This is a genomic window from Streptomyces sp. NPDC094143, from assembly GCF_040303825.1.
Classification (GTDB): Bacteria; Actinomycetota; Actinomycetes; order Streptomycetales; family Streptomycetaceae; genus Streptomyces.
The window spans coordinates 70466-84037 of the sequence record NZ_JBEOTZ010000015.1 but is presented as its reverse complement, the minus strand read 5'-3'; the positions used below and the strand labels follow the sequence as shown (position 1 = coordinate 84037).

The 13572-nt window shown below is 74.2% G+C and carries 13 protein-coding genes; 6 read left to right on the top strand and 7 right to left on the bottom strand.

The window, feature by feature from the left end; translation table 11 throughout:
• The first annotated feature begins 104 nt into the window (after positions 1-104).
• Complete coding sequence (gene chcB, locus ABTZ58_RS20390) at positions 105-908, top strand: 2-cyclohexenylcarbonyl CoA isomerase (protein ID WP_351358307.1); 804 nt, start codon at positions 105-107, stop codon at positions 906-908.
• Between the two features lie 68 nt (positions 909-976).
• On the opposite strand, the gene ABTZ58_RS20385 is transcribed toward chcB, so the two are convergent.
• Positions 977-1564 carry a DNA-3-methyladenine glycosylase I gene (locus ABTZ58_RS20385; RefSeq protein WP_351358304.1) on the bottom strand — a complete coding sequence of 196 codons (588 nt, stop codon included), beginning with the start codon at positions 1562-1564 and terminating at the stop codon, positions 977-979.
• Positions 1561-1950: a DivIVA domain-containing protein gene (locus ABTZ58_RS20380; protein ID WP_351358301.1), complete on the bottom strand. Its 390-nt coding sequence runs from the start codon at positions 1948-1950 to the stop codon at positions 1561-1563. Before ABTZ58_RS20380 ends, ABTZ58_RS20385 begins: the two co-directional genes overlap by 4 nt.
• A gap of 141 nt (positions 1951-2091) precedes the next feature.
• Here ABTZ58_RS20380 and folP point away from each other — a divergent pair, with 141 nt between their 5' ends.
• Positions 2092-2952 (top strand): dihydropteroate synthase, encoded by an 861-nt coding sequence (folP, locus tag ABTZ58_RS20375; protein ID WP_351358298.1) that lies wholly within the window; start codon positions 2092-2094, stop codon positions 2950-2952.
• A gap of 51 nt (positions 2953-3003) precedes the next feature.
• On the opposite strand, the gene ABTZ58_RS20370 is transcribed toward folP, so the two are convergent.
• On the bottom strand, positions 3004-3762 hold the full coding sequence (locus tag ABTZ58_RS20370; RefSeq protein WP_351358295.1) for an LOG family protein: 759 nt from the start codon (positions 3760-3762) through the stop codon (positions 3004-3006).
• Positions 3763-3881: 119 nt separating this feature from the next.
• Positions 3882-4961 (bottom strand): succinyl-diaminopimelate desuccinylase, encoded by a 1080-nt coding sequence (gene dapE, locus ABTZ58_RS20365; RefSeq protein ID WP_351358292.1) that lies wholly within the window; start codon positions 4959-4961, stop codon positions 3882-3884.
• Between the two features lie 85 nt (positions 4962-5046).
• On the opposite strand from dapE, the gene ABTZ58_RS20360 reads away from it, so the two are divergent.
• Together ABTZ58_RS20360 and ABTZ58_RS20355 are read left to right on the top strand one after the other, a co-directional pair.
• A complete protein-coding gene (locus tag ABTZ58_RS20360; protein ID WP_351358289.1) occupies positions 5047-6027 on the top strand; it encodes a VldE C-terminal domain-containing protein in 981 nt (326 codons plus the stop codon).
• Positions 6028-6371: 344 nt separating this feature from the next.
• The gene (locus tag ABTZ58_RS20355; RefSeq protein ID WP_351358286.1) at positions 6372-6818 is read left to right on the top strand and encodes an ATP-binding protein; all 447 of its coding nucleotides are present in this window, start codon (positions 6372-6374) and stop codon (positions 6816-6818) included.
• A 70-nt stretch (positions 6819-6888) separates the two neighbouring features.
• Here the strand turns inward: ABTZ58_RS20355 and ABTZ58_RS20350 are convergent, their stop codons facing one another.
• Positions 6889-7980 (bottom strand): bifunctional succinyldiaminopimelate transaminase/glutamate-prephenate aminotransferase, encoded by a 1092-nt coding sequence (locus ABTZ58_RS20350; protein ID WP_351358283.1) that lies wholly within the window; start codon positions 7978-7980, stop codon positions 6889-6891.
• 121 nt (positions 7981-8101) lie between these two features.
• Positions 8102-8422 (bottom strand): ferredoxin, encoded by a 321-nt coding sequence (gene fdxA, locus ABTZ58_RS20345; protein WP_003973842.1) that lies wholly within the window; start codon positions 8420-8422, stop codon positions 8102-8104.
• A 140-nt stretch (positions 8423-8562) separates the two neighbouring features.
• Between fdxA and ABTZ58_RS20340 the strand changes: the two genes are divergently transcribed.
• Positions 8563-9585, top strand: coding sequence for a GNAT family N-acetyltransferase (locus tag ABTZ58_RS20340; protein WP_351358279.1), 1023 nt, complete (start codon positions 8563-8565; stop codon positions 9583-9585).
• A gap of 17 nt (positions 9586-9602) precedes the next feature.
• Positions 9603-10454 carry a transglutaminase family protein gene (locus ABTZ58_RS20335; protein WP_351358276.1) on the top strand — a complete coding sequence of 284 codons (852 nt, stop codon included), beginning with the start codon at positions 9603-9605 and terminating at the stop codon, positions 10452-10454.
• 299 nt (positions 10455-10753) lie between these two features.
• Here ABTZ58_RS20335 and ABTZ58_RS20330 read toward each other — a convergent pair whose 3' ends face one another.
• A complete protein-coding gene (locus ABTZ58_RS20330; protein WP_351358273.1) occupies positions 10754-13501 on the bottom strand; it encodes a hypothetical protein in 2748 nt (915 codons plus the stop codon).
• Positions 13502-13572: the final 71 nt, after the last annotated feature.

Here is a 13572-nt window from a genome sequence, read left to right as displayed (position 1 = left end):
CACACGTCCGCTCCGGTCGGCCGTCGGCGATCTCCGTCATGCTGTCCTGCAGACGGGGCGTACCGGCCGGTACGCCCCGGGCGGCGACACGGAGGGGATACGCCATGGCCGACACCGTGCTCTACGAGGTGAGCGACGGACTCGCGACGATCACGCTGAACCGCCCGGAGGCGATGAACGCGCTGAACGTGGCGACCAAGGTCGCCCTGCGGGAGGCGGTCGAGTCCGCGGCGGGCGACGCCGCGGTGCGGGCGGTGCTGCTGACCGCCGCCGGTGACCGGGCGTTCTGCGTCGGGCAGGACCTCAAGGAGCACATCGGGCTGCTGGTGCGGGACCGTGAGTCCGGCTCGGGCCAGACGATGAGCACGGTGCGGGAGCACTACAACCCGATCGTGCGGGCGCTGGCCGGCGCGGCGAAGCCGGTGGTCGCCGCGGTGAACGGGGTGGCGGCGGGGGCGGGCTTCGGGTTCGCGCTCGCGGCGGACTACCGGATCGTGGCGGACACGGCGGCCTTCAACACGTCGTTCGCGGGGGTCGCCCTGACCGCGGACTCGGGGATCTCCTGGACGCTGCCGCGGGTCGTCGGACCGGGGCGCGCCGCCGACCTGCTGCTCTTCCCGCGCAACATCAGCGCGCAGGAGGCGTACGAGCTCGGTGTCGCGAACCGGCTGGTGCCGGCCGGGGAGCTGCGCGCGGAGGCCGAGAAGGTGGCGCGGGCGCTGGCCGAGGGGCCGACGGTGGCCTACGCGGCGCTGAAGGAGTCGGTGGCCTTCGCGCTGACGCACTCGCTGGAGGAGACGCTGGAGAAGGAGGACGAGCTGCAGACGCGGGCCGGGTCCTCCGAGGACCACGCGATCGCGGTGCAGGCCTTCGTCAACAAGGAGAAGCCGAAGTACCTGGGCCGGTGAGCTCGGGAGCGGTGGCGCCGCCGGGGGCTGCGGGTGCTACGTGGTCGCTCGCGCGGTCCCCGCGCCCCTCACCGGGCGTTCCTCGCCAGGCACTCCTCCAGGTGGTCATCGACCAGGCCGCAGGCCTGCATCAGCGCGTACGCCGTCGTCGGGCCGACGAAGCGGAGGCCGCGCCTCTTGAGGGCCTTGGACAGGGCGGTGGACTCCGGGGTGACCGGCGGGACGTCCGAGAGGGTCTTCGGGGCCGGGCGGCCGGCCGGGTCCGGGGCGTGGGACCAGATCAGGGCGTCCAGGTCGCCCGGGGACCAGTCGGCGAGCACGCGCGCGTTGGCGAGGGTCGCGTCGATCTTGGCGCGGTTGCGGATGATGCCGGTGTCGGCCAGGAGCCGCTCGCGGTCCTCGTCGGTGAAGGCGGCCACCGCCGCGATCTTGAAGTCGGCGAAGGCGGCACGGAAGCCCGGGCGGCGGCGCAGGATCGTGATCCAGGACAGGCCGGACTGGAAGGCCTCCAGGCTGAGCCGCTCGAACAGCGCGTCGTCGCCGTGGACCACGCGGCCCCACTCCTCGTCGTGGTACGCCACGTACTCCGGGGCGGACAGGGCCCAGGGGCAGCGCAGCCGGCCGTCCGGGCCCGCGAGGGCGGCGCTGTCGCTCACGGCCGGTCCTCCTGCCGCGGGGCGGGCTTGTCGGTGGACACCCGGTGCCCGCCCGACGGGTGCAGCGGGCCGTGGGACGACGCCGCGCGGGCGCCCGCCAGGGCCGACTCCAGGTCGGCGATCCGGGCGTCGCGTTCGGCGAGCTCGGCGCCCAGGCGGCTGAGGGCGTCGTCGACGTCGGCCATGCGGTAGCCGCGGGCGGCGAGCGGGAAGCGGAGGTCCTCCACGTCGGCGCGGCTGACCGGGCGGTCCGGGGGCAGCGGGTCCCGCAGCCGCTCGGGGGCGGCCTCGGGCAGCGGGCCGTTCTCACCGCCGCCCACCACCGCGAGGGTCACCGCGCCGACCACGACGGCGAGCGCGACGACCAGGAACAGGAACATAACCATCGCGGGGCCCCCACGGTCGGACGGATCGGAGTCGCGTAGTGCTCCGAGTCGGATGTTGTCAGGCTCCGATCGTGCCATGCGCCTACGACAGTTAGGGTCGCAGGCGGCGGAAGACGGACGTACCAGGAAAGGTCACAGCGGATGCTCAGGCTGGGCAAGCGGGAATTCGGGCCGCACGAGCCGGTGATCATGGCGATCGTGAACCGGACCCCGGACTCCTTCTACGACCAGGGCGCCACCTTCCGCGACGAGCCGGCCCTCGAACGCGTGGAGCGGGCGGTGGCCGAAGGGGCCGCGATCATCGACATCGGCGGGGTCAAGGCCGGGCCGGGCGAGGAGGTCACGGCCGAGGAGGAGGCCCGGCGCACGGTCGGGTTCGTGGCGGAGGTGCGGCGCCGCTTCCCGGACGTGGTCATCAGCGTGGACACCTGGCGGGCCGAGGTCGGCGAGGCGGTGTGCGAGGCCGGGGCGGACCTGCTGAACGACGCGTGGGGCGGGGTCGACCCGGGGCTCGCGGAGGTCGCCGCGCGCTACGGGGCCGGGCTCGTGTGCACCCACGCCGGGGGCGCACAGCCGCGGACCCGCCCGCACCGGGTCGAGTACGACGACGTCATGGCCGACATCCTGGACGTGACGGTCGGGCTGGCCGAGCGGGCGCTTGCCCTGGGCGTGCCGCGCGAGTCGATCATGATCGACCCCGGGCACGACTTCGGGAAGAACACCCGGCACAGTCTGGAGGCGACGCGGCGGCTGGACGAGATGGTCGCCACGGGGTGGCCGGTGCTGGTGTCGCTGTCCAACAAGGACTTCGTCGGGGAGACGCTGGACCGGCCGGTGAAGGAGCGGCTGGTCGGGACGCTGGCGACGACGGCCGTGTCCGCGTGGCTCGGCGCGCAGGTGTACCGGGTGCACGAGGTCGCCGAGACACGGCAGGTGCTGGACATGGTCGCGGCGATCGCGGGGCACCGGCGTCCTGCCGTTGCGCGGCGCGGGCTGGCCTAGCCGGAGCACCGGGGGCCGGCGCCCCCCCCCATCGTCCCCGGCCCGCCGCCGCTACCGGCCCGCCTCCTTCGACACCAGCGCCACCGCCTCCTCCACGTCGTCCGTCACGTGGAACAGCAGCAGGTCCTTCTCCGCCGCCTTCCCCTGCGCGATCACCGTGTCCCGCAGCCAGTTCACCAGGCCGCCCCAGTACTCGGTGCCGAAGAGCACGATCGGGAAGCGGGTGACCTTCTGGGTCTGGACGAGGGTGAGGGCCTCGAAGAGCTCGTCGAGGGTGCCCAGGCCGCCGGGCAGGACGACGAAGCCCTGCGCGTACTTGACGAACATCATCTTCCGCACGAAGAAGTAGCGGAAGTTCAGGCCGATGTCGACGTACGGGTTCAGGCCCTGTTCGAACGGCAGCTCGATGCCGAGGCCGACCGAGATGCCCTTGGCCTCCAGGGCGCCCTTGTTGGCCGCCTCCATCGCGCCCGGGCCGCCGCCCGTGATGACCGCGAAGCCGGCCTCCACCAGGCCCCGGCCGAGCCGGACGCCCGCCTCGTACTCGGGCGAGTCCGCCGGCGTCCGGGCCGAGCCGAACACACTGATCGCGGGCGGGAGTTCGGCGAGCGTGCCGAAGCCCTCGATGAACTCCGACTGGATGCGCAGCACGCGCCAGGGATCGGTGTGCACCCAGTCGGAGGGGGCCCGCTCGTCCAGCAGCCGCTGGTCGGTCGTGCTGGCCTGCACCTGGTCCCGCCGCTGGAGGACCGGGCCCAGGCGCTTCTCCTCCGGCGGCTGCTTCTTCCCCTCGGGGTTGCCGGTCGCCATGTGCGCTCCCTCCGTCGTGCCTGTCTTTCCACCTCAGCGTAGATCTACGCGGGTTACGAACGAGGGACGTGAGCATGTCCGCGATGGAGCGCCGTAAACACGGGAAGCTTCCGGTGGGGTCAGGCGGTCAGCCAGTTCCGCAGGCGCTCCTCGCCCGCGAGGATCTTCGCGACCTCCACGCGCTCGTCCCGCTTGTGCGCCAAGTGGGGGTTGCCGGGGCCGTAGTTCACCGCCGGGACACCCAGGGCCGAGAAACGGGAGACGTCGGTCCAGCCGTACTTCGGCATCGGGGTGCCGCCGACCGCCTCGATGAACGCCTTCGCCGCCGGGTGGGACAGTCCGGGCATCGCGGCCGGGCTGTGGTCGACGACCTCGAACCCGCTGAGCGCGCAGTCCGCGAAGACCTCCCGGACGTGCGCGACGGCCTCCTCGGGCGTGCGGTCGGGGGCGTAGCGGAAGTTGACGGTGACGACGCACTCGTCGGGGATGACGTTGCCGGCCACTCCCCCGCCGATGCCGACCGCGTTCAGCCCCTCGCGGTACTCCAGACCGTCGATGACGGGCCACCGGGGCTCGTAGGAGGCGAGGCGGGCGAGGATCGGGGCGGCGGCGTGGATGGCGTTGGAGCCCATCCAGCCGCGCGCCGAGTGGGCCCGCTCACCCGTGGTCCTCAGCAGCACCCGCAGCGTGCCCTGGCAGCCGCCCTCGACCTGGCCGTCGGACGGCTCCAGCAGGACCGCGAAGTCGCCCGCCAGCCACTCGGGGTGCGCCTCGGCGACGTGCTTGAGGCCGTTGAGCTCCGCGGCGACCTCCTCGTTGTCGTAGAAGACGAAGGTCAGGTCGCGGTTGGGCGCCGGGACCGTGGCCGCGATGCGCAGCTGCACCGCGACGCCCGACTTCATGTCGCAGGTGCCGCAGCCCCACAGGACGCCGTCCTCGTCGAGCCGGGAGGGGACGTTGTCCGCGATCGGGACCGTGTCGATGTGGCCGGCCAGGACGACCCGCTCGGCGCGGCCCAGGTTCGTGCGGGCGACGACGTTGTTGCCGTACCGGTCGACCGTCAGGTGGGGCAGCGCGCGCAGCGCGGTCTCGATCGCGTCCGCCAGCGGCTTCTCGGTGCCGCTCTCGGAGCGGAAGTCGACGAGCCGGGCGGTGAGCTCCGCGGCGTCCAGCGTGAGGTCAAGCGAGGTGTCGGCCATGCCGTCGACCCTAACGCGCCAGGCCGCCGCCTCACTGTCCACACCCGGCTCATGCCACTCCGTACTCTCCAGTACCTTGTACGGCGTGCCAGAGCCGTCTCCTCCCAAGCGTCGTGGCCGCCTCTTCCGATGCGGTGCCGCCTTCGTGGCCCTGCTCGCGGTCGCCGGTTACCTCGTCGTGCAGTACGTCACCGGGGGTACCGGCGGGCCGGGCTGCAAGGTCGTCTCCGGCAAGGGCGACGGGGCGTCGTACGAGTTCACGCCCGAGCAGGCCGTCAACGCGGCGACGATCACCGCCGTGGGGACCGCGCGCGGCCTGCCCGAGCGGGCCGTGACCATCGCCCTGGCGACCGCGCTGCAGGAGTCCGCCCTGCGCAACATCAGTTACGGCGACCGGGACTCGCTCGGCCTGTTCCAGCAGCGGCCCTCGCAGGGCTGGGGCACGCCGAAGGAGATCATGGACCCGACGTACTCGGCCGGCGAGTTCTACGACCACTTGGTCAAGGTGCCCGGGTACACGCGGCTGCCGCTCACCGTCGCCGCGCAGCGCGTGCAGCGCAGCGGCTTCCCGCAGGCGTACGCCAAGCACGAGCCGGACGCCGCGCTGCTGGCCGCGGCCCTGACCGGGCAGTCGGCGGCCACGCTGACCTGCGAGGGCCGGCCGGCCGCGACCCGGGCGTCGGGCCCGGGCGGGGTGCGTGCCGCGCTGGTGCGCGACTTCGGGCGTGATGTGCTGGAGCCGGCCGGCGCGCAGGTGGACGGCTCCTCGGCGGCCTCGCCCACGCCCTCCCCGAGCGCCCCGGGCGGGTCCGGCGGGCGGACGGTGACATTGCCGGTGGCGGCCGACACGAGCGCCGCGGGCGGGCGGAACCTGCGGCAGCGCGGCTGGCAGCTGGCGCACTGGGCCGTGGCCAACGCCTCCGAGCTGCACATCGCGCGCGTGACGTACGCGGGCCGGGAGTGGGTCGCCGGGAACACCGCCAGCCAGTGGCGGCCGGCCGCGCCGAAGGGCACGGCGGGGGCGGAGCGGACCGCGGACGCGGTCCGGATCGTCACGATGCGTTAGATCGCGCAGGGGTACGGGACCTCACCCCGACGGGTTGGCCGCGCGCCGCGCGGCGACGGTGTGCGCAGGCTTTCGCACCCTCACCCCCGCACCCGGCAAATCCCTTGGGAACAAAGGGCGGGAAGGATTCCGCAGGCTTTCCCGCGGAAGACCCTTTGCCCGTCTTTATCCGCAGCCGATAATGCGACACATTGCCAACTCTTTACGCTGCGGTGCCGCAACCTTCGCGGGCCTCGAGCGGTAGTCACTGCGTCCGAGCCGGGGCGATCAACAGCCAGTCGATCAACTCCCGGACCCGGTCGGACGCTCACGAACCTCACTGTTCTCTCCGTCGAAGGAGCACCATGTCCCTCCCCCTGACCCGCCGGATCGCCCGTGCCGCGCTGATCGTCGCTGCGGGAGCGGCTGCCGGGGTCGGTGCGGCCGGCTCCGCCAGCGCGGCGCCCGAGCTGCCGGCCACCCCGAACCTCGGTGGGCTGACCGCCCTGGACGGGGCGAACGTCGGCGACACCGTCGACGGCGCGGCGCAGAACCTCACCGAGACCGCGGGTGAGACCGGCGGCAAGACCGTGAAGAAGGCGGTGCCGGCCGCGGGCAGGACCGGCGGCAAGGCGGTCAAGAAGGCCACGCCGGTGGCGCAGAAGGCGGCCGGTGACGCGGCGGGCTCCGCCGGCGAGCTGGTCGGTGACGCCGCCGGTTCGGCCAAGGGCGGTCTGCCGACGGACTCCCTCACCAAGGGCGGCGTGCCGTCCGCGGACTCGCTGCCGGTGAAGGGCCTGCCGGTCGGCTGACGCCGCGCGCCGCGAACGCCGAAGGGGTCCAGGGAGCTTCCCTGGACCCCTTCGGCGCGCGCCGGGGCGGTCACAGGCGCCGTACGGCCGCCGCCACCCGCTCGTCCGTCGCCGTCAGGGCCACGCGGACGAACCGCGCGCCCGCCGGGCCGTAGAAGTCGCCCGGAGCGACGAGGATGCCCCGCTCGGCGAGGTGGGCCACCGTGTCCCAGCAGGACTCGCCGCGCGTCGCCCACAGGTACAGGCTCGCCTCGCTGTGCTCGATGCGCAGGCCGTGGGCCAGCAGGGCCTCGCGCAGCAGGGTGCGGCGGGCGGCGTAGCGCTCGCGCTGGACGCGGACGTGCTCGTCGTCGCCGAGGGCCGCCACGACCGCGGCCTGGGTCGGCGCGGACGTCATCATGCCGCCGTGCTTGCGGATCTCCAGCAGCGGGCCGAGCACCGCCGGGTCACCGGCCAGGAAGGCGGCGCGGTAGCCGGCGAGGTTCGAACGCTTGGACAGGCTGTGGACGGAGACGATGCCGTCGTAGGAGCCGCCGTTGACGTCCGGGTGCAGCACGGAGACCGGGTCGGCCTCCCAGCCCAGCTCCAGGTAGCACTCGTCGGAGAAGACCAGGACGCCGTGCGCACGGGCCCAGGCGACGATCCGGGTCAGCTCCTCCTTGGACAGGACCTTGCCCGTGGGGTTCGACGGCGAGTTGAGCCAGAGGAGCTTCAGTCCCTCGGGGTCGAGCTCGGTCGGGTCGTCGTAGGCCTCGTACGCGGCGCGGGCCAGCCGGGCGCCGACCTCGTACGTCGGGTAGGCCAGGCGCGGGAAGGCCACCCGGTCGCCGGGGCCGAGGCCCAGCTGGGTCGGGAGCCAGGCGACGAGTTCCTTGGAGCCGACGATCGGCAGGACGTGGTGATGGGTGACGTCCCGGGCGCCGAGGCGCCGCTCGACCCAGCCGGTGATCGCGTCGCGCAGCTCGGCCGTGCCCCAGACGGTCGGATAGCCCGGCGAGTCCGCCGCCGCGACCAGCGCTTTTTGGATCAGCTCGGGGACCGGGTCGACCGGGGTGCCGACGGACAGGTCCACGATGCCGTCCGGGTGGGCGGCGGCCGTGGCCTTGTACGGCGTCAGCTTGTCCCAGGGGAAGGTGGGGAGGCGGTCGGAGACTGCGGACACGGGTGCTGGCTCACTTTCTGGCCGGTACGAGCCGGGCTACGGCAAACGCCTCGGCCCCCTACGGCGATCAGCGGGCTGATCGGGCCGTACGGGACCGAGGCGGCGCTGGTGCGGGCCGCTCTTACTGGTTCTGCGGCGGCAGCGCGGCGACGAAGGGGTGGTCGCGCTCGATCAGCCCCAGCTTGCTGGCGCCGCCGGGCGAACCGAGCTCGTCGAAGAACTCGACGTTCGCCTTGTAGTAGTCCTTCCACTCCTCGGGAGTGTCGTCCTCGTAGAAGATGGCCTCCACCGGGCAGACCGGCTCACAGGCCCCGCAGTCGACGCATTCGTCCGGGTGGATGTACAAGGACCGCTGGCCCTCGTAGATGCAGTCGACCGGGCACTCCTCGATGCACGCCTTGTCCTTGACGTCGACACAAGGCTGCGCGATGACGTAGGTCACGCTGTCGTTCCTCCTCGATAGGGCGCTGGCGGGCCTCCTCAGGCTCCGCCGCCTGGCGCGCGGGAGCGCGGCGTCGTCGATGCCCGCCCCTAGTATCTCCGTTCCTGGGCATGATCCGAACAGGAGGGGTGAACTGACCTGTGGAAATCTCTGCCGCCGGGCGACTCGAGGTCCGTGTCACCGCTGCTGACGTGGGCAAACGGGTCTCCGTCCGGAGCCTGACCGAACATGACACTCCGGGTGAGAGGTTCACCGATACGGTCGGTGTTCTCACATCATGGGACAACGGTGTGCTGCTGATCACACGGAAGAGCGGCGAGGGTGTCCGTATCGCGGAATCCGCCCTGGTCGCGGGCAAGGTCGTGCCCGCCGCCCCGGCGCGTCGCCGCGGTCCGGCCGCCTCCTACGAGGAGCTGGCCCGGGTCGCCGCGCGGGCCTGGCGGCCCGTGGAGAGCGAGCGGCTCGGGGACTGGGAGCTGCGGGCCGCCTCCGGGTTCACGCGGCGGGCCAACTCGGTGCTGCCGCTGGGCCGGCCGGGCCTGCCGCTCGACGAGGCGCTCGACGCCGTACGGCGCTGGTACGGCGAGCGCGGGCTGCCCGCCTACGTCCAGACCGCGACCGGCGCCGAGGGCACCCAGGAGCTGCTCTGCGCCGAGCTGGAGGAGCGGGGCTGGGTGCGGGAGGTGACCGCCGAGCTGTGGGTGGGGCCGCTGGCGCCGGTCGCCGACCTGGGCGACCCGGCGGGCGTGGCGCTGTCCCGGGAGGCCGACGAGGCGTGGCTGGCCCGGTACCGACGCAAGGGGGTGAGCGAGGTGGCGCTGCGGGTGCTGGGGAGCGGCCCTTCGGTGTGGTTCGCGACCGTGCCGGGGCCTGCGGAGCCTGCCGCCATCGGGCGGTGCGTGGTCGACGGGCGGTGGGCCGGGTTCGCCGCCGTCGAGGTCGACCCGGCGCTGCGGCGTCGAGGGCTCGGCACGGCCGTCATGGCCGCGCTGGCCCGGCAGGCGCTCGACGAGGGCGCCTCGGCCGCCTGGCTCCAGGTCGAGGCCGACAACGCGGCAGCGCGGGCGCTGTACGCCGGGATGGGGTTCGCCCCGCACCACGCCTACCACCACTACCGGGCGCCGGACACCGGCGGCGCACCGGCCGGTGGCCGATCGTCGTGAGAGGGCACGAGTCAGCCATGCGTCCCCCGTATCCCCCGTCCCCGGAGCGCTCCGCAGAGCTGCGGCGGCGGTTCGCCGAAGAGGCCCGGTCCGAACGGCCCGATCTGTCGACGCTGTGCCTGCTGGTGGGGGCGGAGGCGGACCGGGAGCTGGACGAGGCGGGCCTGGACGCCGCGCAGGTCGAGCTGGACCAGCTGGCCGGGCTGCTGCCGTTCCGCCCCGGAGGGCCCCGGGCCTGGGCGGTGGCGCTGCGGGAGCTGCTCGGTGAGCGGCTGGGGTTCCACGGCACTCCGGCGGACTACCAGCGCCTGGAGTCCTCCCTGCTGCACGAGGTGCTCCAGCGGCGCAGAGGGCTGCCGATCCTGCTGTCCGTGGTGTGGATGGAGGTGGCGCGGCGGGCCGGGGCGCCGGTGTACGGGGTGGCTCTGCCGGGGCACTTCGTCGTCGGGTTCGGGCCCGAGGAGGGGCAGGTGCTGGCCGATCCGTTCGACGGGGGGCGGGTGCTGAGCGGGACGGACGCGGAGACGCTGGTGGCCGGGGCGACGGGGGCGCGGCTGGACGCGTCGATGCTGCGGCCGGCCGATCCGCTGGACGTGGTGATGCGGATCCTCAACAACGTGCGGGCATGGGCGGCGGCCCGGCCCGAGCGGTCGGACGTGGCGTTGTGGGCGGTGGAGTTGTCGCTGCTGCTGCCGTCGCATCCGGCGCGGCTGCGGTACGAGCGGGCGCAGTTGCTGGTGCGGCGGGGGGATTTCCTGGGCGGGGCCGCGGAGTTGGAGGCCTACGCGGAGGTTGTCTCGGCGGTGGACGAGGGGGCTGCGGAGCGGGTGCGGGGGGAGGCTTCGGTGGCTCGGGCGATGCTGAACTGACGCCTGTCGCCGTCTTGTCGGGAGGTGTGGGGCGCCTGCGACCGGGCCGGACCCGGACCCGGACCCGGACCACCGGGATGTTGTGGCATGAGCGCGCCAAAGTCACTACCGTCACCGGCGCCATCGCCCGCGCCTGACTCGCCTTCGCCGCACCGGCGCAGGCGGCGACCTCGGACACCACCTCGGTGTCAAGGGCTACGTGGCCCTGTACCGCATCACGCGTCCCTGACAGCCGCACGTCCGCGCACGACGGAGCCCCTGCCCGGTCGCGGGCCGGGGCTCCGTCGTGCGTGCGGCGATCAGTTCGGGGTGGTGTCGATGACCGCGGTGCGCTCCGCCGTCGTCTTGCCGCGCAACGCCTTGCGCAGCGCGGAGACGACGTCCTGCGGCAGGACGTCCCGCTTCCCGGTGGCGGTCTCGATCTGCACACCGTCGAAGGTCGTGCCGTACGCCTCCTTGAGCGCCTTCAGGTCGTACGTCTCGACGAGCTTTCCGTCGACGGCTTTGAACCCGAGGATCTTCGGCAGCGACAGCGAGCCGAACGGGATGCTGTGCGCCGCGTCGGTCTGCACGATGGCCTTGGCCGACATCGCGGGCTGCGCGAAGTCCTTCAGCACCCGGTCGACCTCGGCGTCGGAGATGGTCGGCTGCCGAGTGGTGGTCGGGACGTCGACCGTGCCGGCCGATCCGGTCTCCACCTGGGTGCGGTATGCCTGCTCCACCGCCGCGGTGGACTTGGCGAGGTCGATACCCCGGCCCGCCTTGCCGTAGACGGGGACGGCCTTGCCGTTCTCGAACTTGATCGTGCCCTCGGTGACCGAGCCGGACCTGCCGGCCGCGCTCTGAAGGGCGGCGTGCAGCTTCTCCTCGTCGACGGGCATCTCGGGGGCGACGACCCGGTGGTTGCCGAACAGCGAGCCGATAACGGAGACCGGGTTGTAGTCGCTCGTGGCCGCCGCGTCGGCCGTGGCGTCCATGTCGAACTGCAGACCCGCGTTGTCCGGGTCCAGGGTGACGGTCTTGCCGCCCACCGACAGCTTCAGTTCCTTGCCGACGCGGTCGTCGAAGGCCTCGTCGAGCTTCTTGACCGCGCCGTCGCGGGTGGTGCCGCCGATGTCGACGCCGAGCACGGTGGTGCCCTTGGGCACGTCGGTGCGGTTCATCAGCAGGCCGGCGCCGTAGAGGCCGCCGGCGGCGACGACCACCGCCGCAACGAGCAGCACCAGCTTGTTGCGGCCCTTCTTCCTGGGCGCCTTGGCGGAGCTCGCCGGGGGCGGCGAGACCGGCTCGGGCAGCTTCGGGGCCGTGTGCGGCACGGGGCCGTCGCCGGGCGCACCGGGGCCGAACGGCGAGGCCGCGCCGGGCTGTACGACGGGCATGCCGCTGGTGACGGTGTGGCCGGAGACGTTGTCGTGCCGGGGACCGTAGCCCTGGCCGCCCGGGGGCTCGGGGGCCGGCTTCTGCGGGGTGAGGACGGCGGTGTCGTCACTCATGCCACCCCCCGGGCCCGCGGCACCCGGGCCGCCTTGCGCGGCGGTGCCGCCGGGGGTTGCGGGCGCTCCGGGACCGGCGGGGCCGCCAGGGCCGCCGCCTATGGCGCCCGGGGCGGCCGGGGCGCCGGGGACATGAGGGCCGCCGGGTCGCCCGGGGTCGTTGAACGCCTCGGGGCCGCTGGGCTCACGACCGGGGTCGTTGAACGCCTCGGGGCCGCTCAGCCCACGACCGGGGTCGTTGAACGCCTCGGGGGCGCCGGGCCTGCCCGGGTCGCCGAAGCCGTTGGGGGAGCCGGGGCCAGCGGGACCGCCCGGGCCGCCTGGCCCGCCGAAGGCGCCGGGGCCGCCCTGGGCACCAGGGCCACCGGGCGCGTCGAAGCCGCCAGGACCGCCCGGGCCACCGGGACCACCCGGCGCGTCGAAGCCGCCAGGACCGCCGGAGGCACCCGGACCACCCGGCGCGTCGAAGCCGCCAGGGCTGCCAGGGCCGCCCGGCTCCTGGAACGCACCAGGGCCGCTCGGTCCGCCGGGAACGCCCTGCTCACCTGCGAACCCGCCCGGTCCGGCGGGGCCGTGACCGCCGGGACCGCCCACGCCGCCGGGGCCGCCCCGGCCACCGGACTCGGTGAAGGCTCCGGGCACTCCGGGGCCGCCGGCCGGTGGCACCATCGGTCCGTCTCCGGTCACCGGCCCGCCCGTAGGACCGGCCGGGCCCCGGGCTCCGGCGCCGCCGGGCGTGCCGGTCTCGTGGAAGCCGTCGGCCGCGTTCGGGCCGCCGCTGCCGTTCTCCGTGAAGTAGGGCAGGTCGTCACGGTGCGGTTCGCCACCGCCGCCCGGGGTGGATCGCGGGCCGTTGCCCCGGGGGCCCGCCGCCAGCGCCTCGGTGACGTCGAAGGAGCCCGTGCCGCCGCCGTGTCCGGGTGCGATCGGGCCGCCGGTCGCGCCGCCCGGGAGCCCCGCGCCGTTCGTGCCGCCGGGCCGGGAGCCGCCCGGCGCGCTCATGGAGCCGACCACGCCGCCGGGCCGCCCGGCACCGGGACGCGTCCCACCGGACGCGCCCGAAACGGGGCCGCCCGTAGCGGAACCACCGGACGCCGGGGCGGAACCGCCGGGCACACCTGCCCCGTTGCCGGGGCCGCTGCCCTGACCGCCCGGGCCCGTGCCGGACTTGCGGGGCGCGAACCAGTCACTGGTCGGCTTGTCCTCGGCGGGAGACTCGCCCGTGCCCGCCCCCGCAGCCGTGCTCCGGGGCGCCGCGGCGCCCGGCGCGGACGGCGTCTCACCGTGCGTGTCGGTGTCGGCGGGGCTCTCCGCCTCGGTGACGGGCTTGCGCACGACGACCGGCGGAATGGGCCGCGATCCGGGGATGTTGATCCGGATCCGGGTCGTCAGCGTGGTCTCGGTCTTGCGTTCCTCCGGCCGCGTGGCCGAACGGCCCGCGTCCGTGCCGTCACTGGAGACCGTCGGGGTGCCGTAGGGCGGCGTGCCCGACGGGTAGGCGGCTCCGCCGCGCCCGTTGGGCCCGGAGGACGGAGTGTCAGTTTCACGACTCAAGGCAGGTTCTCCCGGTTGGCTCCGCCGCCCGTCACGACCTCACGCGGGCGGCTCGGCGGCGCGCACCACCA

Coding starts and splice junctions, on each gene's coding strand:
- chcB (WP_351358307.1), top strand. CDS start 105: ATGGCCGACACCGTGCTCTACGAGGTGAGCGACGGACTCGCGACGATC.
- ABTZ58_RS20380 (WP_351358301.1), bottom strand. CDS start 1,950: ATGGTTATGTTCCTGTTCCTGGTCGTCGCGCTCGCCGTCGTGGTCGGC.
- dapE (WP_351358292.1), bottom strand. CDS start 4,961: ATGGCCGACACCTCGCTTGACCTCACGCTGGACGCCGCGGAGCTCACC.
- folP (WP_351358298.1), top strand. CDS start 2,092: ATGCTCAGGCTGGGCAAGCGGGAATTCGGGCCGCACGAGCCGGTGATC.
- ABTZ58_RS20335 (WP_351358276.1), top strand. CDS start 9,603: ATGCGTCCCCCGTATCCCCCGTCCCCGGAGCGCTCCGCAGAGCTGCGG.
- ABTZ58_RS20355 (WP_351358286.1), top strand. CDS start 6,372: ATGTCCCTCCCCCTGACCCGCCGGATCGCCCGTGCCGCGCTGATCGTC.
- ABTZ58_RS20370 (WP_351358295.1), bottom strand. CDS start 3,762: ATGGCGACCGGCAACCCCGAGGGGAAGAAGCAGCCGCCGGAGGAGAAG.